This is a genomic window from Nocardia sp. NPDC004711 (assembly GCF_053601595.1).
Map to the genome: position 1 here is coordinate 1 of NZ_JBSGCB010000017.1, position 24,322 is coordinate 24,322.

The following is a 24,322-nucleotide window of genomic DNA, read 5'->3' on the forward strand; positions in this document are numbered from 1 at the left end:
GTCGCCGGGATGGTCGTCCACCTGGCCGGGCCCGATGCCGCCTACACGACCGGCGCGACCATCGCCGTCGACGGCGGCGCCGGCGCGCAGCTCGGCCTCGGCCGCCCCGAATGGTAAGCCGCACAACCCATTTCCACCCTGTGAAGAAGTAAGGAAGTTCCGATGAACGACACCATGTTCGCCCAGGTCCGCACCGCCGTCGCCGAGGCTCTCGGCATCGAGGAGGACGAGGTGACCGCCGACGCGTCCCTGCTCGACGAGCTCGGCGCCGAGTCCATCGATCTGCTCGACATCCTGTTCCGCATCGAACGCCTCACCGGCACCAAGATCACCGTCGCCGAGCTGTCCAACTACGTGCAGGGCGGCATCCCGGACGAGGAGTTCGGCGATGAGGAAGCCAACGTCATCACCGAGGCCGGCATGGCTCAGCTGAAGAAGGTCATGCCGCAGCTGGCCGAGATGGATCTGGACGGCAAGCTCCGGCCCGAACGGGTGATGAGCCTGTTCACCGTCGCCAACCTGGTCGCGCTGGTGGAGACCCGCGCCGCTGTCACCGCCTGAGCGCCATGCGTTTCCACCTGATCGACCGGATCGACGACTACGAACCGAGTACCCGGGTCCGCGGCCGCAAGCTGGTCTCCGCGGCGGAACCGGGTCTGCGCGACACGGCGGCCGGACCGGTGCTCGAGGCTCCGCTCGTCCTCGAGGCGCTGTGCCAGGCCGGTACCTGGCTGATCATGCTCTCCACCGAGCGCCGCAAGCGCGCGGCGCTGCTGCAGATCGGCAGCGTCGAGTTCCTGGGTTTCGCCCGGCCGGGCGATGAGGTGGTCCTCGACGGCGTCGTCGAATCCATGTCCGACGAAATGGCCGTGCTCGCGGGCACGGCCACCGTCGGCGGCGTGCTGATCATGCGCGCCACCGACGTCATGTGCGCCCTGATCGACGCGGTCGACCTGGCCGACGACGCGGACTCCGTCCGCCTGCTGGAAGGACTGGTGCGCTCGTGAGGCGAGTCGCGATCACCGGAATCGGGGCGGTGACGCCCGTCGGCAACGATGCCGGCACCACATGGAATGCTTTGCGGGAGGGCCGATCCGGAGTCGGCCGGATCACGGTCTTCGACGCCTCCAGCTTCGCGGTACAGATCGCGGGCATGGTGAAGGACTTCGACGCCGAGTCGGCCATCCCCGATCCGGCACTGCGGCGCAATCTGTCGCGTCCCGGTGCCTTCGGAGTCGCCGCCGCCCTGGAAGCCCTCGCCGACGCGGGCCTGCCGGGCGGCGGCGACTACCACCCGGCCGAGCGCGGTGTCAGCGTCGGCGCCACGGTAGGCCGGCCGGCCCTCGACGAGATGGCCGAGATCTTTCATCGGCTCCGCGAATCGCTGCCGCTGTACCGGCAGCCGATCGAGCATGTGCTCGAACGCGATCAGAACACGCCCGCGGCCGCTATCGCGCGGGCCGGTGGCTGCGCCGGCCCGATGGTCGGTGTCTCCACCGCATGCACCGCCTCCGGTCACGCCCTCGGCGAGGCCTATCGGATCGTCCAGGAGGGCGAGGCCCGCATGATGCTGGCCGGCGGTTACGACTCGCTGATCTCCTGGCTCGACGTGCTCGGCTTCTCCCTGCTGGGTGCGCTCACCACCGACCACGACGACGAGCCCCAGCGGGCATCGCGACCGTTCAGCGACGACCGGTCCGGCTTCGTGCTCGGTGAGGGTGCGGTGATGTTCGTGCTCGAGGACCTCGAGTCGGCACGCGCCCGCGGCGCACACGTCCATGCGGAGATCGTCGGGTACGCGGCCACCATGAACGCCTACCGGATGACCGACCCGCCGCCGGACGGCGGCGGCGTCAGCCTGGCGATGGCGCAGGCCCTGGAAGACGCGGGCCTGCCGCCCTCGGAGGTCGGATACATTGCCGCGCACGGCACTTCGACGCCGGGCAACGACATCTGCGAGACGAAGGCCATCAAGGACGTGTTCGGTGAGCACGCCCAGCGAGTGGCCATCAGCTCGGTGAAGTCGATGATCGGCCACCTCACCGCGGCCGCCGCCGGTGCCGGACTGCTGGGCGCGCTCGGTGTGCTGCGCACCGGATACGCGCCACCCACCATCAATCTCGACCGCCCCGATCCCGCGCTCGATCTGAACTACGTCGCGAACGCGGCGCAGGCGATCGACACGGACACGGTGATGGTCAACGCATTCGCGTTCGGCGGCACCAACGCCTGCCTGATCCTGCGGAAGGACACGCCATGATCGCCCGCACGGCGGCCGCGCCGGCACTCGTCGGCCTGGACCGCATCGTCGACCTCACGGCGGGCCGCACCGCCGCGGCGGTGCGCAATGTGCCCAGCACGCTCGCCCTCTTCGACAGTCACTTCCCGCGCTTCCCGGTCCTGCCGGGCGTGCTGATCCTCGGCTCGCTCGGCGAGCTCGCCGCCCTGCTGATGTCGGAAACAGTCGGGGGCGCATGGGAATTGGCGGCAGCGCGCACGATCCGGTACCGCCACTTCGTCCGGCCCGGGGACAGCATGCACCTGCACGTCGACCTGCTGGAGCCCGGTGTCTGCGCCGGCCGGGTCCTGGTGGACGGCAAGCGTGTGACAACCGTCGGCCGCCTGGAGCTTTCGGCGGCGGAAGCCGGGGGTGTCCGATGAAACGCGTCGTCATCACGGGTATCGGGCTGGTCACCGGCCTCGGTGTCGGTACTGCGGAGACCTGGAAAGGGCTGCTGGACGGCCGCAGCGCGGTCGGCGACCTCCGCGGCTTCGACGCGAGTTCGCTGCGCTCGCGGCTGGGCGCCGAAGTGGCCGACTTCGAGCCCGCACAGTTCGCGGCGAACCGGCGAGTGCTGCGGAACATGACGCGCAACGACCAATTCGGTGTCGCCGGTGCCGCTTTGGCGCTCGCGGATGCGGACCTGCCGATCGCCGACCCGGATCGCGCGGGGCTGTTCCTGGGTGGCAACAAGGAGATTTCCGAGCCCGCCAAGGTACTCGACGCGGTGCTGCTCGCCCGCAACCCCGATGGCAGCGCAGATCTGGCACGCATGGGCACCGACGGCGCGGCGGCCTTCTACCCCCTGTTCTACGTCGAGGGATTGCAGGCAGCGGCACTCTTCTACATCTCCCAGGCACACGGATTGCGGGGCACCAACACGTATTTCGCGGGTACCGCCGAGGCCGGCGCCACCGCGATCGGCCGCGCCTTCCGCGCGATGCGCCGCGGTGAGGCCACCATGGCGGTCGCGGGTGGCTTCGACGACCCGACCTCGTGGTGGAGCATGACGAAGCTGGATCCGATGGGGGTGCTCAGTCCCCGGAACGAACTCGGCGCCGCGGCGGTCCGGCCCTTCGACAGCGCGCGTGACGGCTTCGCACCCGGTGACGGCGCGGCGTTCGTCGTGCTCGAGGACGCCGACGCGGCGGTCGAGCGCGGAGCGTCCATCTACGCCGAGATCATCGGCTTCGGGCGAGGATTCGCACAGCCGGGCGCCGGCGATCCAGCTGCCGGGGCCGGCGCCGCAGGAGCGATCGGCTCCGCGTTGCGCGAGGCCGGAATCGAACCGGACGCCATCGATTGCGTCGTCGCCGAGGGCGCGGCGGTGCCCGGCGTCGACACTGCCGAAATCGAGGCTCTGCGTACGGTTTTCGGCCCCCGCCTGGAACAGCTCCCGGTGACTGCGGTCACCGCGGCCGCCGGCCATCTGATGGCGGGTGCGGGCGCCCTCAATGCGGCGGTGGCCGCGTTGATCGTCCGGCACGGTGCGGTGCCGCCGATCGCCACGCTGACCGATCCGGACCCCGCCTGCGCCGGTCCGCGCTGGGTCACCGACCCGGGTCACGAGCAGCCGGTCGGGCACGCCCTGACCCTGGCCCGTGGCTTCCAGGGCCAGCACGTCGCTCTGGTCCTCCGTGCACACACAGCAAGGACTCCGCAGTCATGAACACCGCAGTCGCCACTACCCCTGCCCCCTGCCGCATCGCCGTGGTCGGTGTCGGCGCCATCACCTCCCAGGGCCCCACCGCGGCGGACCTGTGGCTCGGCGCGAGCGCGGGCCGGGTGGCCATCCGCCCGGTCGAGCTCATGTCGATGGACGGGTTCCGCACCCGGCTGGCCGGCGAGGTCGTCAGTCCGTACACCACCAAGCACGATGTCGGCTATCCCGAGGGATTCGTCGATCGCGCACTGGATTTCGCTCTGGTTGCCGCCGAGGAAGCCATGGAATCGGTGGGGGAGATCGAGCAGGTCGTGTCCGCCGAACGGTTCGGCGTCGTCCTCGGCACCTGCAATGCCGGACTGCTCAGCGCCCGGCACTGGTACCGCGGCCGCGATCGCGGCGAGACCGTCGATCCGCGCGTGCTGCTCTTCACACCGCCGCAGGCGCTGGCGGAGGCCGTCGCCGGAGCGTTCGGCGCGCGGGGCCCGGTGCTGTCGGTCAACACGGCGTGCGCGGCCGGCGCGAACGCGGTCGGTTACGCCGCGGATCTGATTCGAGCCGGGCGGGCCGATGCGGTGCTCGCCGGCGGCACCGACGCGCTGTCGGATGTCCTGGTGGCGGGATTCAACTCGCTCGAGTCCCTGTCCCCGGTCCCCGCCGCACCGTATTCCAAAGACCGGCAGGGACTTTCACTCGGCGAGGGCAGCGGCATGCTGGTGCTGGTCCGCGCCGACCTGGCGCCCCGGCTCGGGCGGCCGATCCTCGCGGAGGTGGCGGGACTCGGGCTGTCGGCCGACGGCTATCACGCCACCGCGCCCCGCCCGGACGGCACCGGCGCCGCCCGGGCGATCCAGGCCTCGCTGCGCGCGGCGGGCCTGGCGCCCGCGGATGTCGTCTACGTGAACAGCCACGGCACCGGCACCGCGAAGAACGATCCGGCCGAAACCATGGCCATGAAGGTGGGCCTGGGCGAGGCCAGCAGCGCGGTCTCGATCAGCAGTACCAAGTCCATGATCGGCCATCTGCTCGGCGCCGCGGGCGCGGTCGAGGCGATCGTCACCGTGAAGGCGATCGAGGAACAGCTCGCCCCGCCCACCGCGAGTTACACCCCGGGCGATCCTGACTGCGATCTCGACTACACGCCGAATATCCCACGCAGCATGGACATTCCGGTCGCCATGTCCAACAACTTCGCCTTCGGCGGTGCGAACGCGTCGCTGGTGCTGACCCGTGACTCCGCGGTGCCCGCCACCCCGGTTCCCGATCGCGTGGTGATCACCGGGATCGGCGCGCTGACCTGTGCCGGTGTGGGGGCGAAATCACTGAGAGAAGCCTTCGCGCAACAGCTTCGGTGCACGACGGACGAATCCGGCGCTCGCCTCGGCCGGGTTCCGCTCGACGCGAGCGAGTTCCTCTCGGCGAAGGTGCGGCGCCGGATGGATCGGCTGGGCATCTTCAGCGTGATCGCCTCGCGCCTCGCGCTCGAGGACGGCGGATTGACGCTCGACGACGGCAACCGCACGCGCGTGGGCACGGTGCTCGGGACGGGCATCGGGCCGATGGACGCCATGGAGGCCTTCGCCCGGCCGCTGTTCGACAACGGCCCCCGGGCCGCCAGCCCCGCGCTGTTCCCGAACACCGTCTACAACGCCGCCACGGGACAGGTCACCATGCATGTGGGCGCGGTCGGACCCACCACCACGGTGACCACCGGCCACGCCGCGGGAGCCGCCGCGCTCGCCTACGCCTTCGACATCCTCGCCCGCGACGAGGCCGACAGTATGCTGGCCATCGCGGCCGACACCCTCACCGACACGGTCGTCGATGCCTACCGCGCGATCGGGCCGATGGCCACCGCGGGATTCGGGATCGCCGAGGCCGGCATCGCGGTGCTGCTGGAACGGGCGAGCGCTGCGGCGGCCCGCGGTGCGACCGCCTGTGCCGAGCTGCTCGGCTACGGAATCGCCTCGGACGCACGGGGAGTCGGTCGGTGGGACCGCGACGGCGATGGCGTCGAGCGGGCGATCCGCGCGGCCCTCGAGCAGGCCGGCGTGGAGCCGCACGGCGTGCGCGCGGTGTGGACCAACAGCATTGGTGTCCCGGCCGCAGACGAGCCCGAAAATGCGGCTCTGGCAAGGGTATTCGCGGGGCCACCGACGCCCGCGCGGTTCGATCCGAAACGGTTGTTCGGTGAGCCCATCGGTGCGGGTGCGCCGCTGGCGCTGGCCCTGGCCACCGCGGGCCACGGCCTGGACGGGCCGACGCTGGTGCTCAGCAGCTCGCTGGGTGGCACGCACATCGCTCTCGTCGTCGGGCCGGTCCTATGACGCGCAGGGCTCGACCGCTCGCCCAGCAGGTCGAACTCGGCGGCGTGCAATTGGGGTACGGCGAGCTGGCCGGTGACGGGCCACCGCTGGTGCTGCTGCACGGTGTCGGCGCGCGCTGGCAGGTGTACAGCCCACTGATGGTGGCCCTGTCCGACCACTACGCCCAGTACGCGCCCGATCTGCGCGGCCACGGCGTCTCGGGGCGGTCCGCCGACTACGGCATCGGTGATTTCGCCGATGACGTCATCCATTTCATCGACAGCGTCGTCGGTGAACCCGCGCACCTCTACGGGCACTCGCTCGGCGGCTGGGTCGCACTGACCGTGGCCGCCCGGCGGCCGGATCTGGTCCGGTCGCTGGTCATCGCGGATTCCGGCATCTATCCCGCCGACATCCCGCGGGAGACGGCGCTGCTGTGGCTGGCCGGACTGCCACTGGCGCTGCGCTCGCTGGCGAAGTCCCTGGACCAGTTCGACGCGCAGGTGCTCACCCAGTACCACGACGGGCGGATGACCCGTGACTACGACCCGGACGAACTGCTGGTCCGAGTCCGGTGTCCCGCCTTGCTGATCCAGGGCGACGCCTCGCGCGGCGCGTTCATGTCGGACAACGATGTCCGGCGCGCGACCGCGTCGCTCGCCGACGTCCGGCACGTGCATATCGAAGGCGTCGGACACGGCCTGCACATCGAGGACACCACCGGTATTGCCGACACCCTGTGCGAATTCCATCGAACCATCTCGTCGATCAGGAGCTGACCATGCCCACCTTCGTCGACCGTGCGAAGAACTTCTTCCCGTCGCTGATCATCCGCTCACCGTTGCACAGCCTCATGAGCGCGAAATACGGCATTCTGACCTTCACCGGACGCAAGTCGGGCCGAATCTATTCGACGCCGATGGCCTATGTGCGCGAGGGCAATCGCGTTCTGCTGTCCACGGATTCGCCGTGGCACCGCAATCTGACGGGCGGCGCGCCGGTCACGCTGCTGCTGCGCGGCCGCACGGTCGAGGGTGTGGCCACCCCGGTGTCCGACCCGGCCGAAGGAGCGGCCATCCTGCGCACCCTCGTCGACGCCATTCCCTCCTACGCGGGTCCGGCGGAGTTGGCCACCGAGAACGGCCGGGTGCCGGACGCCGAGATCGCCCGCGCGGTCACCACCGGCGGCCGGGTCAGCATCGCGGTGGAACTGGGTGCGGGGCAATGACGATCGGCCGGGTCATCGTCGCGGGCGCCGGAATCGGCGGACTGACCACCGCCATTGCCCTGCGCAGGGTCGGCATCGATGCCGTCGTCGTCGAGAAGGTCGGCAAGGCGGAGGATCTCGCCAAGGGCGCGGGAGTGCACCTGTGGGCCAATGCCCTACGGGCCCTTCAGCATGTGGACCTCGCCGGCCGCGTGGCCGCGATCGGTACCGAGGTCACCGCACATCGCTACCTGGACTGGCGGGGCCGCCGGCTCGGCGGGCTCGACCTGGCGACGCTGGGCGGCGAGATCGGTGCCCCCTCGGTCGGTGTGAGCCGCCCGGAGCTGCATCGCCTGCTGCTCGAATCCGCCGGCGCGGATGCGTTGCGCCTGGGTGTCGAGGTGATCGGCTTCGAACAGAACACCCGGCGGGTGCTGGTCCGGCTCGCGGACGGCAGCAGCGTGGAGGGCGATGTGCTGGTCGGCGCGGACGGCATATCATCGATCGTCCGCCGCCAGCTGCACGGGCCCGCCCAGCCGCACTACTCCGGGATAACCGCCTGGCGCGGCATCACCGATTACACCGATCCGGAGATGCCGCTGGGGGAGATGCGGATCTACTGGGGTCCGGGCGCTCGGATACTCCACTACAACGTCAGCGGCGGGCGCCTGTACTGGCTCGCACTCGTGAAGTCCCCACCCCGGGTGCCGGATCCGGCCGAGGGCCGCAAGGCCGCCGTGCTGGAGGTCTACCGGGGCTGGCCCGCCCACATTCAGCGCATGCTCGCCGCCACCGCACCGGAAGCGATTCTGCGCACCGATATCGTCGATCGGGATCCCCTGCCGCACTGGGGATTCGACCGCGTGACCCTGCTCGGGGACGCCGCCCACCCGATGACGCCCGACATGGCGCAGGGCGCCGGGCAGGCGATCGAGGACGCGGTGTGCCTGTCGCGCGTCCTGGTCTCGGCCACCGATCCCGTTGCCGCGCTGCGGGAATACGAGCGGCGTCGCATCGGCCGCGCCAACGAGTTCGTCAAGACCTCGCGCATCGTGAGCCGTATGAGCCTGCTCGAGGCCGCACCACTGCGCGCGGTCCGGGACAACGTCGTGCTGCGCACCGTCTACGCCATGCAATCCGCCGGCCGGGCCCGCGCCGATCTCATTCCGCAGTTGTAGAAAGGAACCAGTCCATGTCGATCGAAAACCAGACCCGCCCGGCCGGAGTCGAGGCGCCGGTCTTCACACCGGCCACGCGGCGCATCGCCGGAATCCTGTTGCTGATCATGGTCGGCGTGGAATTCGGCGGATACTTCCTCACCCAGGTCGACACCGGCAAGGTGCCGCAGACCACATTCCAGGAGAGCTTCGAGCGCGCCGGTCACGCGCACGCGGGTGTGCTGCTGATCCTCGCGCTGATCTCGTTGATCCTCACCGACTCCGTGCGGCTGACCGGATGGTTCGGCCTCGTCACCCGGCTGGCGACCCCGGCCGCGGCCGTGCTGATCTCGGCGGGATTCTTCCTGTCGGCGATCGGCGACGGGCGTACCCAGCCGAACTCCCTGGTGGTGTTGCTCTGGCTCGGTGTGGCCAGCCTGACCGCCGGACTGGTCAGCCTCGGCGTGGCGCTGCTGCGCCGCTAGCCGTTTCGAATCCCTCGTCTCGAAGAAGTTCCGCTTCAGGAGTAGTCATGTTCACGCGCATCGCCATCGTCAACCGTGGGGAGGCGGCTCGCCGCCTGATTCATGCGGTCCGGGAGTTCAATGCCGAGCACCGAGATCGCGAACCACTACGGACCGTCGCGCTGTACACCGATGGCGAGCGCCACGCGGGATTCGTTCGCGACGCGGATCAGTCGTACTGTCTCGGGCCCGCGTCCGCGCGGCCGTACCTGGACCTCACTGTCCTGGAGCGGGCGCTGACCGAGACCGGCGCCGACGCCGCCTGGGCCGGTTGGGGTTTCGTTGCCGAGGACCCGGCCTTCGTCGAGCTGTGCGACCGGCTCGGGGTGACATTCCTCGGTCCCAGCGCCGCGGCCATGCGGGCGCTGGGCGACAAGATCGGCGCCAAGCTGCTCGCCGAACAGGTCGGGGTACCGGTCGCGGCCTGGAGCCGCGGGCCGGTCGACTCGCTGCCGGCCGCCCTGGAGAAGGCCGAGGAAATCGGCTATCCCCTGATGCTGAAGGCGACCGCGGGCGGCGGCGGGCGCGGGATCCGGATCGTCGCCTCGCCGCAGGAGCTCCGCGAGGCCTACACCCGCACCAGCGAGGAGGCGCTCCGGTCGTTCGGCAACGGGACGGTATTTCTCGAGCGGCTGGTCAACGGCGCCCGGCACATCGAGGTGCAGATCATCGCGGACGCGCACGGCACGGCATGGGCGCTGGGCGTGCGCGACTGCTCCGTTCAGCGCCGTAATCAGAAGATCATCGAGGAGTCGGCCTCGCCGCTGCTGGACTCGGAACAAATTGCGACAGTGAAGAATTCGGCCGAACAGCTGGCACTTGCCGTCGGCTACTGCGGCGCGGCCACGGTGGAATTCCTCTACCAGCCTCAGGAGCGGCTGTTCGCCTTCCTGGAAGTCAACACCCGACTGCAGGTCGAGCACCCCGTCACCGAGCTGACGACCGGCATCGACCTGGTCAAGGCGCAGATCGAGGTGGCCGCCGGACTGCCGCTGCGTGGTGAGCGCCCGGCCGAGCGCGGCCACGCGGTCGAGGCTCGCCTCAATGCGGAGGACGCCGACCGCGATTTCGCCCCCGCCCCCGGTCGGATCGAACTGCTGCGCTGGCCGGTCGGACCGGGCATCCGCATCGATACCGGCGTGATCGAAGGCGATGAGATCCCACCGGATTTCGACTCGATGATCGCCAAGATCATTGCCTACGGCCGGGATCGGGACGAGGCGCTGGCGCGGCTGCGGCGCGCGGTCGCGGAAACCACGGTGGTGATCGAGGGCGGTGCGACCAACAAGAGCCTGCTGATGTCGCTCCTGGAAGCCGCCGAGGTGATCGACGCCACCGCCGACACCCGCTGGGTCGACCGCGTCCGCGGCGAAGGCGGCCTCGTACCTGCTCAGCAGGCCGGAATCGCGTTGGCGGCGGCAGCGATCGCCGGCTACGAGGAGGACGAGCAGGCGCGCCGGACCAGGCTGTGGGAAACCGGCCGCGGCGGTCGCCCGCAGGTCCTCGACGAGGCCGTGCGGGCGGTGGAGGTCAAGCTCTCCGGCCGCACCCATCGCACCGTCGCGGCCCGGACCGGCGCCGACCGCTACCGGATCACCATCGACGGCATCGGATTCGACGCCTCCGTGGAGCGGCGTGATCGCTATTCCAGCCGATTGACCGTCGGCGACCGCACCTACCGCATCGTCACGGCCGTCCACGGCACCGTGCACGTGGTGGAGGTCGACGGTGTCGCCCATCGCGTGAGCCGGGACGAGGGCGGCGCCGTGCGCGCGCCCGCCCCGGCGCTGGTGGTCGCCACGCCGGTCGCCGCCGGCGACGAAATCGCTGCCGGAGCACCGGTGGTGGTGCTGGAGAGCATGAAGATGGAGACGGTGCTGCCGGCGCCGTTCGACGCGCGGGTGCGCGCGCTGCTGGTCTCCGTCGGCAGTCAGGTGACCACCGGAACGCTGATGGCTCAGTTGGAGCCGATGGGCGAGGCATCCGACGCGGCCCCGCAGGAACCAGCGGGCCAGGTGCTGCCGGTCCTCACCGACGATCACTCACCGTCCGCGACCGCGTTGCGCGCGTTGCAGGAATTGTCCTGCACGATACTGGGTTTCGACCACGTCACCGAGTCCGATTCCGCGCTGACCCGCTATCTTCGCGGGCGCAACGATCTCGTGGCGGCCCACTCCGCGCCGCTGGTCGCCGAGGCCGAGGTGATCGATGCCTTCTGCGATGTGGCCGAACTGTCGGACCCGGCGCCCGAAGAGGACTCGCACCGCAGCCGGCGTGAGCAGCTGCACATCTACCTGCAGAGCCTGGACGTCCGGCGCGGGGCACTGTCCGCCGGATTCCGGCAGGCCTTGACGGCCGGATTGCTCCGCTACGGAGTCGGCGACTTCGACCGCACGCCCGAGCTGGAGCAGGCGGTGTATCGGATCGTCCTCGCGGGCAAGCGATTCGACGACGCCACCCGGGCGGTGCAGGAACTGCTCAAGGTGTGGCTGACCGAGCCGCGCCCGGACGCCGATCCGGCGGTGCGGAACGCACTGGAACGGCTGATCAGGATCGCGGGCGCACGCATGCCGGTGCTGGCCGAACTGGCCCGCAGCGTCCAGTTCCGCTGGTACCTGCATCCCGAGTCCGAGGCGGCTCGCGCCGCCATGCTGGCCGGCATCCCGGACGAACTGCGCGCCCTGGCGAGCATTCCGGACTCGCCGGAGCGGACGCGGCGGATCACCGCCATCGCCGATATTCCGGAGTCGCTGGACCGCATCGTGGTGGCCCGGTTGCGGCGTGACACGCACGCCCCCGTGGATCCGCTCCTGGAAGTGATGTGCCGCCGCCGCTACGGCGAACAGCACCTGCGGAGCGTGCGCACGGTGACGATCGCCGGACGCGCCTTCGCGGTGTGCGACTACCGGCTGGAACTGCGGCCCCGCAACACCGTTCCGACCACCTGCGTTGCCACCGTGGCCCGCATGAGCGATCTGCGCGACGGTCCGACCGGCGTGCTGGTGACCGCACTGTGCGGGTTGCTCGACGGCTCGCCCGCCGACCATGTCCATGTCGTCGATCTGTTGCTGTACTGGCCCGACGCACCGGACTCGATCGACGAACGGGCGGCCGATCTGCTCACGGCACTGCGCGGCACCGGATTGGCGCCGTACACGCGGCGGATCACGGTCGCGCTGGCGCCGCCGGACGGCGCGCCGCTGGAGCATTTCACCTTCCGCCGCCGCACCGGTGATCTGGTGGAGGACACCGTGATTCGCGGTGTGCACCCGCTGGTCGGCCGCCGACTGCACCTGTGGCGACTGCGCAATTTCCATCTCGACCGCCTGCCCACACCGCCCGACATGGCCGCCTATCACCTGGTGGCCAAGGAGAATCCGGCCGACCAGCGGCTGGTCGCCATGGCCCAGGTGCGCCGCTTCGAGCCGGTTCGCGATGGCGTCGGCGCGATCATCATGGTGCGCGGTGCGGAGACCGTGCTCAATGCCTGCGTGGAGGTGGTGGCACAGGCACAGCGGGAACTCGATCCGGTCGGTACCCGTCTGGAACTGAACCACGTGTGGCTCGACATCCGGCCGGTCATCGATGTCGACATCGCTGCGCTGGCGGATTGGCTGCACGCCACCGCGCCCCAGATCGTGCGAGCGGGCATCCAGGAGGTGGTCGTCCACGGCCGCGTGCGTCAGCCGGACGGCTCCTACGACTTCCAGGTCACCCGATTCCGCTACGACCTGACCGGCGGCACCGAGGTCACCGTCGACGCGCCGCCCGCCGAACCGCTGGCGCCGCTGACGGATTACGACCAGAAGGTGCTGCGCGTGCGCCGCCGCGGGGCGATCTATCCCTACGAGCTGGTCGACCTGGTGCGCGGGGCGGGCGGGAGGTTCACCGAGCTCGACCTCGACTCCGACGGCTCCGCGCTGATCGAGGTCGACCGGCCCCGTGGCCGGAACCGGGCCGGAATCGTCGTCGGCGCCGTGTCCACGCCGACCGAATTGCATCCGGAAGGGGTGCAACGGATCGTGCTGCTCGGCGACCCCTACCGCGAACTCGGCGCGCTCGGTGAACCCGAATGCGCCCGCATCGACGCCGCGCTGGAGTTGGCGCAACGCCGACGGGTGCCGTTGGAGTGGTACGCCCTGTCGTCGGGCGCCCGCATCTCGATGGATTCCGGCACCGAGAACATGGATTGGGTCGCCCGGGTGCTGCGGCGCATCGTCCAGTTCACCCAGGCCGGCGGTGAGATCAATATCGTCGTGGCGGGCATCAATGTGGGCGCGCAGCCATATTGGAACGCCGAGGCCACCATGCTGATGCACACCAGGGGAATTCTCGTGATGACCCCCGCGAGCGCCATGGTGCTGACCGGTAAGCAGTCGCTGGACTTCTCCGGCGGAGTATCCGCCGAGGACAACTTCGGCATCGGCGGGTATGCCCGCGTGATGGGCCCCAATGGTCAATCCCAGTACTTCGCGCCCAACATCGCTGCCGCACAGGCGATTCTGATCGGTCACTACGAGCACTCGTATGTCGCCGCCGGCGAGTCCGGCCCGCGCCGGGCCGCGACCGCCGACCCGGTCACCCGGGATGTCACCGAGTTCCCGCACCGCCACCCCGACAGCGATTTCACCACCGTGGGTCATATCTTCAGTCCGGCCACCAACCCGGACCGGAAGAAGCCGTTCTCGATTCGCGCTGTCCTGCAAGCGGTATCGGACCAGGACCATCCGATCTCGGAGCGGTGGGCGGACATGGCGGAGGCCGACACCGCGGTGGTGACCGACGCCCGCATCGCCGGCCGGTCGGTCTGCCTGATCGGCATCGAATCCGCGCAGGTCGCCCGCCACGGCTTCCCGCCCGCCGACGGACCCGAGTCGTTCACCGCCGGAACGCTCTTCCCGCTGTCATCGAAGAAGGTGGCTCGCGCCATCAACGCCGCCAGCGGCAACCGCCCGGTGGTGGTGCTGGCGAACCTGTCCGGTTTCGACGGCTCCCCGGAATCGATGCGGCGATTGCAGCTGGAGTACGGCGCCGAAATCGGCCGCGCCATAGTGAATTTCGACGGACGCATCGTGTTCTGTGTGATCTCCCGCTATCACGGCGGCGCGTTCGTGGTCTTCTCCAAGGCACTCAACCCCGACATGACGGTCCTGGCCGTCGAGGGCTCCTTCGCCTCGGTGATCGGCGGCGCCCCCGCGGCCGCCGTGGTATTCGCCCGCACCGTCGACGCCCGCACCGCCGACGACCCCGGCGTCCGCGGACTCCGGCAGCGCATCGATGCCACCGATGACGCCGGGAAGCGCGCCGAACTGGTCACCGAACTGGCCGACCTGCGGACCAGAGTGCGGGCCGAACACCTGTCGGCCGTGGCCGCCGAGTTCGACGAGGTCCACAGCATTCAGCGGGCCGTCGAAGTCGGCTCGGTCGATGCTGTCGTCCCCGCCGCCGAGTTGCGACCGCGTATCGCGGCCGCGCTCGCGACCCGACCCGAGTAACCGACACCGATCCGAGAGGCCGCCATGAATTGGTTCGCATTCGCCGCCCTGGTGCTCACCGGTTTCACCGCCTGCGCCGAATTCGGGTCCTACGCATTCGTCCACCCGGTGGTGCGACGCCTGCCCCGGACCGAGCACCTCCAGGTCGAGCAAGGCCTGCTGAGGACATTCGGCCGGGTCATGCCGCCCTTGATGATCATCACCGTGATCATCGGAGTGAGCTACGCGGTCGACGTCTGGCACCTCGGCGGTGCCTCCCGCGTACTCGGCGTGGCCTCGGCGGCCTCCTTCACGGCGGCGATCATCTCGACGGTCATCTTCAACGTCCCCATCAACCTGTCCACGGCACGGTGGAATGCCGAAGCGCCGCCGGAACATTGGAAGCAGATCCGCAACAAATGGGAGTTCTTCCAGGGATTGCGTTCATGGCTGCTGCTGATCGGCTTCGTCCTCCTCTCCGCGGAGATCGCCACCCAGCTCGGCTGACCGAGCTTCAGGCGTTTCGCGGAGACCGCGGGGCTCAAGAAGCCGTGAACGTACCGAGCCCTGAGAACAGGTTGACGGCTACGCCGTTGGCGGTGGCGGCAGCGGCGATCCGGCCGGCTCCGGTGAACACCGATACCGATGCCGGGGCGCAGTCGCAGGGCTGCTGCGCAATTGCTCGAATGGGCAGGTCGGTCACACCCGTTTTTCCGGTCGTCAGGTTCGCCCAATGGATCTGGACGGCCGGGTCGAGCAGGCTGCCACCGTCGAACTGAGGTGGGGTGGCGATCCCGAAGGTGGTGACGCCGCGTTGTTCGCCGACGGTCGCCGTCAAGGCGATCGTGAATTGCTTCGGACCTCCCATCGATTGGGATACTTCCATCAATGGGAGCTGGAACGTGGTCGTCTCCGCGGCGTGAGCGACGGCGTGCTGCCCCAGAACCAGCGCGCTTGCGATTGCGCCCGCGAAACCCAGCTTGCCGACCGTGCCGGCAACCCCGCGAATCACGTTCTTCGTCACTAGCCCTCCTCACAGTTGATTCCTGCTGATTCCTGCGTGCATCGAGATCGGCGACGTGCTGACGACCGCCCTGAACGAGCACCCTGCCAGTAAAACAACCCGAGATCCGATATTCACGGCATCACCCCGCGCGTCGCCGCGGGGCAACCCGGCGGCGGCATACTGCCGCCGAACGCGAGCTAGGAATTTGCTCGACAACGGGACACAATACTTGCAGGGATGACTGTTCCAGAGCGATCTGTCGTTTTCGACAGACCCACCTCGTCTGTACTGATTGGGGCGGAACCGACATGCACCGAGATGGTGAGCGACCGAAACGACTCAGTGTTTCCGCGCTGGCGGCGGTCGCCAACCCGTCGTACTCGCGCATCGACACGTGGAATCTGCTCGACGACGCGTGCCGTCAGCTGGCCGATGTCCACCGTGCCGGTCAGGACACCACACACGAAGCCGCCGTGGTGCGACGTCTCCTCGATCGTCTCGGCGCCTACGAGCGGTACTGGCTGTATCCGGGAGCGGAGCGACTGGCGGCGTTTCACAGATATGTCGCCGACCTGGCCACGGCGCGGCTCACCGAGGAGGTGTCGCTGGCCGTGCGCCTGCTCTCCGAGTACGGCGACCGCACCGCCCTGTTCGACACCTCCGCGCCCTTGGCCGATCAGGAGCTCGTGGCCCGGACCAAACAGCAGCAGTTCTATACCGTCGTGCTCGGCGACGATTCCCCGCCCGAGGCTCCCGAGAGCCTGGCGGAGAGCCTGCGGGCGCTGCGCGACCCGTCCGACGATGTGCAGTTCGAGCTGCTCGTCGTCACGAGCATCGAGGACGCCATCACCGCCGTCGCGTTGAACGGCGAGATTCAGGCGGCGATCATCCGCCATGACCTGCCGCTGCGTTCCCGCGACCGGGTGCCGTTGATGAACACGCTGCTCGGCGCCAACGAGGACGTGGTCGTGACCGACCGCACCCACGACTGGGTCGAATGCGGTGAGTGGATCAGGAAACTGCGGCCTCATATCGACCTGTATCTGCTGACCGACGAGTCCATCGCCGCGGAGACCGAGGGCGAGCTGGACGTCTACGACCGCACGTTCTACCGGCTCAACGATGTCACCGACCTGTACAGCACAGTGCTCGCCGGCATCCGGAACCGTTTCGCCACACCGTTTTTCGATGCGCTGCGGGCCTATGCGGCCGCACCGGTCGGCCAATTCCACGCCCTTCCCGTCGCGCGCGGCGCCAGCATCTTCAACTCCAAGTCGCTGCAGGACATGGGCGAGTTCTACGGCCGCAACATCTTCATGGCGGAGACGTCGTCCACCTCCGGCGGGCTGGACTCGCTGCTGGACCCGCACGGCACGATCCGGGCGGCCATGGACAAGGCCGCCGCGACGTGGTGCGCCGATCAGACGTACTTCGTCACCAACGGCACATCCACCGCGAACAAGATCGTCGTGCAGGCTCTGACCCGGCCGGGTGACATCGTTCTGATCGACCGCAATTGCCACAAGTCGCACCATTACGGCCTGGTGCTCGCCGGCGCGTACCCGATGTACCTGGACGCCTACCCGCTCGCGCCGTTCGCGATCTACGGAGCGGTGTCCCTGCACACCATCAAGAAGGCGTTGCTGGACCTCGAGGCTGCCGGGCAGCTGGACCGAGTGCGCATGCTGCTGCTCACCAACTGCACGTTCGATGGCATCGTCTACAACCCCCGGCGGGTGATGGAGGAGGTGCTGGCGATCAAGCCGGACATCTGCTTCCTGTGGGACGAGGCGTGGTACGCGTTCGCGACCGCGGTGCCGTGGGCCCGGCAGCGGACCGCGATGGTCGCCGCCGAGCAACTCGAATCGACATTGTCCTCACCCGGTTACGCCCGGGAGTACCGCCGGTGGCAGGCGTCGATGGAGGGCGTGGACCGTGCCGAGTGGGCCGACCGCCGGCTTCTTCCCGACCCCGGGCGCGCGCGGGTGCGTGTATACGCGACGCATTCCACCCACAAGTCGCTGTCGGCGCTTCGGCAGGCGTCGATGATCCATATCCGCGACCAGGATTTCGCAGCCCGCGTCCGCGAGATGTTCACCGAGGCGTTTCTGACCCACACCTCGACCTCGCCGAACCAGCAACTGCTGGCGTCGTTGGACCTGGCGCGCCGGCAGGTCGACATCGAGGGCTTTCAGCTGGTCCGGAACGTCTACGACATGGCGCTGGTCTTCCGGCACCGGGTCCGCAAGGACCGGCTGATCGGCAAGTGGTTCCGCATCCTGGACGAGGCCGACCTGGTGCCCGAGGAGTTCCGGGCCTCCGAAGTCAGCTCGTACCGGCAGGTCAGGCAGGGTGGGCTGGCGGAGTGGAACGAGGCGTGGCGGTCCGATCAGTTCGTGCTCGACGCGACACGGGTCACCCTGTTCATCGGCAAGACCGGCATGAACGGATACGAGTTCCGCGGGAAGATCCTGATGGACCGGTTCGGCATCCAGATCAACAAGACCTCGATCAACAGCGTGCTGTTGATCTTCACGATCGGCGTCACCTGGTCGAGCGTGCAGTACCTGCTCGACGTGCTGCGGCGGATCGCCACCGACTTCGAGCGCAGCGAGAGCGCGGTCGGCAAGGCCGATCGCGCCCTGCACCTGCGCCGGGTCGACGCCATCACCAAGGATCTGCCCGCGCTTCCCGACTTCAGCGAGTTCGACACCGCCTTCCGTCCCGACGGCGCCAGCTCGTTCGGCGACATGCGATCGGCCTTCTACGCCGGATATGAGGAGTCCGACCGCGAGCACGTCCTGCTCGGCGAAGCCGGGCGCCGGATCGCCCAGGGAAAGACCCTGGTGTCGACGACTTTCGTCGTCCCCTATCCGCCCGGCTTCCCGGTGCTGGTCCCGGGTCAGGTGATCTCGCGGGAGATCCTCTATTTCCTGGCCGAGCTCGACGTCAAGGAAATCCACGGCTACAACCCCGACCTCGGGTTGTCGGTCTTCACCGATGCCGCGCTCGCGCGGCTCACGGCCCGGCGCCTGGGCGTCGCCACGGTCGACGGTGTGCCGACTGTGACGAGGCAGGGTCAGTCCTCCGGGGCGTCGGTATAGCGCTGGAGATAGAGCGCTTCGCCGAGCTTCTCGAGGAGGTCGAGTTCCGTCTGCAGGTAGTCGACGTGCTGCTCTTCGTCCTCGAGGATCTGCTCGAAGAGGCGAGCCGAGGTCGCGTCGCCTCGCGAGCGCATCAGCTCGATGCCCGGGCGCAGCCGGTCGACGGCGTCGATTTCGATCTGCAGATCGGCCTGCAGCTGTTCGGCGACGGTCTGTCCGATACGTAGCAGGCCGAGTTTCTGATAGTTGGGAAGCCCATCGAGAAACAGGATTCGATCGGTGAGGATTTCCGCGTGCCGCATCTCGTCGATCGACTCGTGACGGGTGTGCTGGGCCAGTTTCGGGAAGCCCCAGTGCTCCTGCATCTTGGCATGCAGAAAGTACTGGTTGATCGCGGTGAGTTCGGCCGTCAGCTGGTCATTGAGCAGTGCAATGATGTCCTTGTCGCCCTTCATGGGCGTGATCGTGGCACAGATCACACGGGCTGGCGAGGTGCGAGCGCGCGTGTCGGATCAGGCCGCTGACGACTCGGCGCCGGACGACGTCTGAGCCTGGCTGAAAACCTCCGCCAGTCGCCTTGCGCAGTTGCCGCAACCCGGTCGCCAGCCGCAAGCGCGTTTCACCTGCCGGACGGAGTGGGCGCCGCGCGAAACGCAGTCGTGCACATCGTCTTCGGAGACGGCGTTGCAGATGCAGACATACACGGGCGGGCCTCGCTGGCGGGAGTTGTTTTCCGAAGAGGCCCACCACTCAGAGGTAAGCCTCCCCTAATTTATAGCACCGGATGGGGGAATCGGGAAGGCCGCGCTCGCGGGGGCTCGCCGCTCGACAGCCGGATGCCGCTGCCGGGGCCGACAATGGTCATATGACCGGCAGTGTCCAACTGCGCGTGTACGCCGAGCTGAACGACTTCCTGCACCAGGACGTCCGGTACACGGCGCAGCCTCGGCCGATCCGTCCCCATCAGACCGTGAAAGACGTCGTCGAGGCTGCGGGTATCCCGCACACCGAGGTCGATCTGATCCTGGTGAACGGCGAATCCGTCGGCTTCGGCCACCACCCGCAGCCGGGCGATCGGCTCGTCGCCTACCCGATGTTCGAGACGCTGGATATCGGCCCGCTGACGCGGGTACGTCCCCATCCGCTGCGTGATCCGCGTTTCGTCGTCGACGTCAATCTCGGCGGGCTCGGACCACTGCTGCGACTGATGGGACTAGACGCTCGCTGTGAGTGGGACGCCGACGACGCCACTCTCGCCGCGACGGCCGCCGCGGAGAATCGCATCCTGCTCACCCGCGACCGCGGACTTCTGAAGCGGCGCAACGTGACCCACGGCGTCTTCGTCCGCTCGAACCGCCCGTTCGAACAGCTGGTGGAGGTGATCCGCCGCCTCGACCTGGCCGATCGGCTGGCCCCCTTCACCCGTTGCCTGCGCTGCGGCGGCCTGCTCACCGACGTGCCCAAACAGGACATCATCGATCGGCTCCAACCCCTCACCCGCCGCTATTACGACACCTTCCGCCAGTGCCCGGAGTGCGGCCGGATCTATTGGGAGGGCTCGCATCAGCCCCGCCTGAACAACCTCGTCGCCCGAATCCGCGCCGCGATCGGGTCGCCGTAGCCGGCCGAGAAAAAAATTGCCACCGATGTGCCCGCATGTATTGACTACGGGCAAAGGTGGAGGACACTTGTGTATACACCGAAACACCGGAGAACGCCGCAATGGCGATGGAGACGTCCGTCAAAATGAGCGGTGGAGCCCACAGGATTCGGCCAGGCCCCCGGCAAGTCGATTGGAAAATCGAGTGGTCAGCGACGACTGAGACTCGAGATTTCGGTAGAGACTACCGGGGACTGATCTGTTCGGGGGCAAACGTACAACGGCGCGGCGATCACCATGGTCGCCGCGCCGTCGTTTCTCCAGTGCGAGCCGAGCCCCGATTTACCTCATGAGCCTCAGCAGGCCGAGGTCGGGAACGAGCGCGCCGTCCTGTCCGAGTGCGAGGAAGTCGGCCTCGACAGCCGAGAGCGGGAGCTTCCCCGCGCGCACTGCGCGGTAGCGCACGAACGACCAGAGGAAGACATCGAGGTTGTCGAAGCGGGTGTTGGCCTCGAGCACCTCCTCCTCGTGGAACCACACGGCCACCTGACCATTGGTCAGTACGACGTACAGGTTTCCGCCACCGTCCGCGCCGATCGAGTACACATCGTCGTCGGTGAGCTCGGTGGTGTAGTCCGAATCGCGAATACCGCAATCGTTTCCGGCGAAGTCGAAGCCGTACGACCAGAAGAAGATGTCCAAGAACTGGGGCATCCGGCCAGACCGCACTCGACGATCGAACGCCTCCAGCGCAGCGGCATCCCCCGCCGCGAGACGCGCGAGAAACGGTGCCACCGTACGAGTTTCCTCCGGCACCTGAACCGCCGGGGCGTCGGAGAACCAGCGGTCCAAATCGCCGTCGAGATCACGGTCGGTGTAGCCGGCGAGGTCGGCAAGAGTGAGAGCCACTCCGGGATTCTAAAAGCCTTGAAACAGCGGTGCCGGTGGCGGATACCGAATTCTCCCTCGACGCGGCGTACCCGTTGCGCCACTTGTTCGTGATCGTGTCGTGTGGGATGTCCGGCTGGGGTATACCTGCCGTATAAGGGTTTTCAGATCTCATCGTACAGGGGGCTTGCCGATGTCCGGTCAGATCGATCTGCACACCGACGTGCCGCACTCGGCTCGGATGTACGACTATTTCCTCGGTGGCAAGGACAATTACGAGGCGGATCGTGATGCCGCCGAAAAGGCATTGCAGGAGTTTCCCGCGGTTCGGGTGACCGCGCACACGAATCGTGAGTTCATGCGGCATGCCACGCGCTATCTCGCCGGGCAGGGGATCACGCAGTTCCTCGACATCGGCACGGGTATCCCGACGGAGCCGAATCTGCATCAGGTCGCGCAGGAACTGGCGCCGGACTCCCGGGTTGTCTACGTCGACAACGATCCGCTCGTATTCGCGCACGCACGAGCACTCCTGGTGAGTTCGCCGGAGGGCCGCACCGCCTACGTCCAGGCCGACGCCGCGCGCCCGCTGGATATCCTCGAAGCCCCGGAACTGCGGGAAACACTGGATCTTTCGCAGCCGGTGGCCGTCTCCCTGATGGCGCTGCTCCATTTCGTGCCCGGCGACGTCCACGAGATCGTCCGGACTCTCATGCAGCCCCTGGCTCCGGGTTCCTACCTCGCGATCTCGCATGTGACAACGGACTTCGACGACGGCGACTCGGATCCCGACGGCATGGCCCGCCTGCTACAGGTCTACATCGACCGTGGAATTCCCGTCCGCCCCCGCACCCGCGCCGAGGTCGAGCGCCTGTTCGACGGCCTGGAACTGGTGCCCCCCGGCGTGGAGGTGATCCACCGCTGGCGCAGCGAGGGCATCGACCACCCACCCGGCCACGACAAGGTCGTGTCGCTCTACGGCGCCGTGGGCAAGAAGATCTGAGCGCCGCGACCCTGCCGCGCCGGGCACCGATCAGCGCACCGGTTCGGTGCAGCTGGTGGGTGGGTCGACGATGGAGCAGGGGAGTGGGGGACGGGTCGGGTAGTAGTCGGCGGGGACGCTGTTGGCGGTGATGATGGCGCGGTAGGCGGGGACGGCGTCGGTGGGGTGGCGGGTGAGGGTGGGGTCGGTCCGGACGTCGACCGTGTAGAGGCCGAATCGCGGTGTGTAGGAACCCCATTCGTAGTTGTCGGTGAGGCTCCAGTAGTTGTAGCCGATGATGTTCATGCCGTCCGCCTTGGCGCGCTGGACCCAGTAGATGGAGTCGCGCAGGTTGTCGGCGCGGGTGTAGCCGTCGGCGCGGGGCTCGGCGTTTTCGGTGGGCATGCCGTTTTCGACTATGTAGAGCGGCTTTCCGGGGAAGGCGCGGGCGTAGTGGCGGAGCGCGTAGTAGATGCCCTCGGGTTGGAGCGCGCTCTCCCACGGGCGGCCCGCGGCGATCTCGGGACCCGGCGGGTCGCCGTAGTAGTAGTCGATGCCGATGTAGTCGAGCGCATTCGCGATCCGATCCTCGAAGGGCCGCTCGGACAGGGATTCCAGCCCGCTGAGATAGGCGACATTGCTGGTCACCATGGCATCGGGGGTGCGCGCGTGGATGTAGTCGTAGATCGCCTCGTGGACGGTGGCCAGCCGATCGAACATCGCGGGCAGCTCGGTCACCGGCAGTCCGCCGTAGGCCGCGGCGAGTCCGGCGTAGGCGGTCGGCTCATTGATGGTGACCCACAGTGGGTCGGCGCCGGCATACCGGTCGACCACCCGCCGGGCATTGGCGAGCCAGGCGTCGGGCATGCCGGGATCGCTCCACCCGCCGCGATCGTCCGCCCAGCCGGGATACACCCAGTGGTCGAGGGTGATCATCGGTCGCATGCCGGCGGCGCGAATCGCGGCGATCACCCTGTCGTAGAAGGCGAATCCCTGCTCGTCCCAGCGATCCGGCTCGGGTTGCACGCGCGCCCATTCGACACTGATCCGGTACACCTTGACGCCGAGGTCCGCGGCGAGGCGGATGTCCTGCGGGTAGCGGTGATAGAAGTCGACCGAATCGCCGTACGGGTCGGACATCCGGCCCGAGGCCGCCAGTCTGCTCCAATTGCTGTCCGGCGCAGCGCCTTCGCTCTGAAATCCCGACGACGAGACGCCCCACAGAAAGTCCGGACCGAGTCCGGGCGGTGAAGCACCGAGTCCGGGCGGCGAATCCGCCTGCGCCGCGGCCGGAGCCAGCGCGCCGGCCGCCACTGCCGCCGCGACGGCGAGGATCGCCCGGCGTCCGGCCCGTGTGGCGCCGCGCGCACCCGAGGTGATCATGTGATGCTCCTTCTCCTGGGAAGTCGGCGGCGCTTGCCCCCGTGATCCGGCCGCATGACTGGACAGTAGGCTGGCGAAGACAATGTCGGTGCAAACGAAACCCGTTCGGCGGGTGGGAGGTCGGACGCATGGCGCGAACACGCGACGCCGAACAGTCGGGCGCGGCGCGGCGCGGCCAGATCCTGGCCGCCGCGATGACCCTGTTCGCCGAGAACGGGTACCGCGGCACCTCGCTGGCGGCGGTCGCGGCCGCGGCGGGCATCACGCGGTCCGGGGTGTTGCACCATTTCTCCAGCAAGGAGGCGCTGCTGTCGGCGGTGCTGGCCGAGCGCGATCAGCAGGCGTTCGACGCGGTCGAGGTCGATCGCGAGTACCAGGGTCCGGCGGTGCTGCGCGCGCTCGAGATCGTCGATGATCTGGCCGAGCGCAATCGGGCCGATCCGGAACTCACCCGGTTGAGCCATCTGGCCCTCTTCGGCTCCGCCGATGCCCCGGATGTGGCGCACGAGTGGTCGAATCAGCGCATCCGGACCTACCGCGACAACCTGGCCCGGGTGATCGAGCAGAGCGCCGCCGCCGGCGATATTCGTACCGACGTCGATGCCGAGGCCGCCGCGCTGCTGCTGGTGGGCGCGCTCACCGGTCTGACCGAACTCTGGCTGCGCGACGACTCGCTGGACATGGTGGGCGCGGTCCGGATGCTCACCGGCCTGCTGCGCCGGGATCTGGCCCCGGATCAGGACTGAC

The 24,322-nt window shown here is 68.6% G+C and carries 20 protein-coding genes and 1 pseudogene; 16 read left to right on the top strand and 5 right to left on the bottom strand.

Annotated elements, in window-relative coordinates; all coding sequences use genetic code 11:
• The first annotated feature begins 162 nt into the window (after positions 1-162).
• From ACWEKS_RS18620 to ACWEKS_RS18675, 12 genes are read left to right on the top strand one after another with little or no spacing between them, the layout of a single operon-like run.
• On the top strand, positions 163-561 hold the full coding sequence (locus tag ACWEKS_RS18620; RefSeq protein WP_452341230.1) for an acyl carrier protein: 399 nt from the start codon (positions 163-165) through the stop codon (positions 559-561).
• Positions 562-566: 5 nt separating this feature from the next.
• Entirely contained in the window at positions 567-1,007 is a 441-nt protein-coding gene (locus ACWEKS_RS18625) for a hypothetical protein (protein WP_452341231.1), read from the top strand.
• Positions 1,004-2,260: a beta-ketoacyl-[acyl-carrier-protein] synthase family protein gene (locus ACWEKS_RS18630; protein ID WP_452341232.1), complete on the top strand. Its 1,257-nt coding sequence runs from the start codon at positions 1,004-1,006 to the stop codon at positions 2,258-2,260. Before ACWEKS_RS18625 ends, ACWEKS_RS18630 begins: the two co-directional genes overlap by 4 nt.
• Entirely contained in the window at positions 2,257-2,661 is a 405-nt protein-coding gene (locus tag ACWEKS_RS18635) for a 3-hydroxyacyl-ACP dehydratase FabZ family protein (protein ID WP_452341233.1), read from the top strand. The genes ACWEKS_RS18630 and ACWEKS_RS18635 overlap by 4 nt, the downstream gene beginning before the upstream one ends.
• Positions 2,658-3,950 (top strand): beta-ketoacyl-[acyl-carrier-protein] synthase family protein, encoded by a 1,293-nt coding sequence (locus ACWEKS_RS18640; RefSeq protein ID WP_452341234.1) that lies wholly within the window; start codon positions 2,658-2,660, stop codon positions 3,948-3,950. The genes ACWEKS_RS18635 and ACWEKS_RS18640 overlap by 4 nt, the downstream gene beginning before the upstream one ends.
• Positions 3,947-6,271, top strand: coding sequence for a beta-ketoacyl synthase N-terminal-like domain-containing protein (locus ACWEKS_RS18645; protein WP_452341235.1), 2,325 nt, complete (start codon positions 3,947-3,949; stop codon positions 6,269-6,271). The genes ACWEKS_RS18640 and ACWEKS_RS18645 overlap by 4 nt, the downstream gene beginning before the upstream one ends.
• Positions 6,268-7,029 (top strand): alpha/beta fold hydrolase, encoded by a 762-nt coding sequence (locus tag ACWEKS_RS18650; RefSeq protein ID WP_452341236.1) that lies wholly within the window; start codon positions 6,268-6,270, stop codon positions 7,027-7,029. Before ACWEKS_RS18645 ends, ACWEKS_RS18650 begins: the two co-directional genes overlap by 4 nt.
• A 2-nt stretch (positions 7,030-7,031) precedes the next feature.
• On the top strand, positions 7,032-7,478 hold the full coding sequence (locus tag ACWEKS_RS18655; RefSeq protein ID WP_452341237.1) for a nitroreductase/quinone reductase family protein: 447 nt from the start codon (positions 7,032-7,034) through the stop codon (positions 7,476-7,478).
• Positions 7,475-8,635, top strand: a complete 1,161-nt coding sequence (locus ACWEKS_RS18660; RefSeq protein ID WP_452341238.1) for an FAD-dependent monooxygenase — start codon at positions 7,475-7,477, stop codon at positions 8,633-8,635. The genes ACWEKS_RS18655 and ACWEKS_RS18660 overlap by 4 nt, the downstream gene beginning before the upstream one ends.
• A gap of 14 nt (positions 8,636-8,649) precedes the next feature.
• The gene (locus ACWEKS_RS18665) at positions 8,650-9,099 is read left to right on the top strand and encodes a hypothetical protein (RefSeq protein WP_452341239.1); all 450 of its coding nucleotides are present in this window, start codon (positions 8,650-8,652) and stop codon (positions 9,097-9,099) included.
• 47 nt (positions 9,100-9,146) lie between these two features.
• Positions 9,147-14,633: an ATP-binding protein gene (locus ACWEKS_RS18670; RefSeq protein ID WP_452341240.1), complete on the top strand. Its 5,487-nt coding sequence runs from the start codon at positions 9,147-9,149 to the stop codon at positions 14,631-14,633.
• Positions 14,634-14,657: 24 nt separating this feature from the next.
• Positions 14,658-15,119, top strand: coding sequence for an anthrone oxygenase family protein (locus ACWEKS_RS18675; protein ID WP_452341241.1), 462 nt, complete (start codon positions 14,658-14,660; stop codon positions 15,117-15,119).
• Positions 15,120-15,153: 34 nt separating this feature from the next.
• On the opposite strand, the gene ACWEKS_RS18680 is transcribed toward ACWEKS_RS18675, so the two are convergent.
• Positions 15,154-15,636: a hypothetical protein gene (locus ACWEKS_RS18680; protein WP_452341242.1), complete on the bottom strand. Its 483-nt coding sequence runs from the start codon at positions 15,634-15,636 to the stop codon at positions 15,154-15,156.
• Between the two features lie 290 nt (positions 15,637-15,926).
• Between ACWEKS_RS18680 and ACWEKS_RS18685 the strand changes: the two are divergent.
• Positions 15,927-18,668, top strand: a pseudogene (locus tag ACWEKS_RS18685) (aminotransferase class I/II-fold pyridoxal phosphate-dependent enzyme); the annotation flags it as partial.
• Between the two features lie 29 nt (positions 18,669-18,697).
• Here the strand turns inward: ACWEKS_RS18685 and bfr are convergent.
• Entirely contained in the window at positions 18,698-19,177 is a 480-nt protein-coding gene (gene bfr / locus ACWEKS_RS18690; protein WP_379399429.1) for a bacterioferritin, read from the bottom strand.
• Positions 19,178-19,234: 57 nt separating this feature from the next.
• On the bottom strand, positions 19,235-19,426 hold the full coding sequence (locus ACWEKS_RS18695) for a (2Fe-2S)-binding protein (RefSeq protein WP_452341243.1): 192 nt from the start codon (positions 19,424-19,426) through the stop codon (positions 19,235-19,237).
• 161 nt (positions 19,427-19,587) lie between these two features.
• Here ACWEKS_RS18695 and ACWEKS_RS18700 point away from each other — a divergent pair, with 161 nt between their 5' ends.
• On the top strand, positions 19,588-20,343 hold the full coding sequence (locus ACWEKS_RS18700) for a Mut7-C RNAse domain-containing protein (protein ID WP_452341244.1): 756 nt from the start codon (positions 19,588-19,590) through the stop codon (positions 20,341-20,343).
• Between the two features lie 321 nt (positions 20,344-20,664).
• On the opposite strand, the gene ACWEKS_RS18705 is transcribed toward ACWEKS_RS18700, so the two are convergent.
• Positions 20,665-21,231 (bottom strand): hypothetical protein, encoded by a 567-nt coding sequence (locus tag ACWEKS_RS18705; protein WP_452341245.1) that lies wholly within the window; start codon positions 21,229-21,231, stop codon positions 20,665-20,667.
• A gap of 172 nt (positions 21,232-21,403) precedes the next feature.
• Between ACWEKS_RS18705 and ACWEKS_RS18710 the strand changes: the two genes are divergently transcribed.
• Complete coding sequence (locus tag ACWEKS_RS18710; protein ID WP_452341246.1) at positions 21,404-22,213, top strand: SAM-dependent methyltransferase; 810 nt, start codon at positions 21,404-21,406, stop codon at positions 22,211-22,213.
• A 30-nt stretch (positions 22,214-22,243) separates the two neighbouring features.
• Here ACWEKS_RS18710 and ACWEKS_RS18715 read toward each other — a convergent pair whose 3' ends face one another.
• On the bottom strand, positions 22,244-23,575 hold the full coding sequence (locus tag ACWEKS_RS18715) for a family 1 glycosylhydrolase (protein WP_452341247.1): 1,332 nt from the start codon (positions 23,573-23,575) through the stop codon (positions 22,244-22,246).
• Positions 23,576-23,703: 128 nt separating this feature from the next.
• On the opposite strand from ACWEKS_RS18715, the gene ACWEKS_RS18720 reads away from it, so the two are divergent.
• Positions 23,704-24,321, top strand: a complete 618-nt coding sequence (locus tag ACWEKS_RS18720) for a TetR family transcriptional regulator (protein ID WP_452341248.1) — start codon at positions 23,704-23,706, stop codon at positions 24,319-24,321.
• Position 24,322 lies beyond the last annotated feature (1 nt).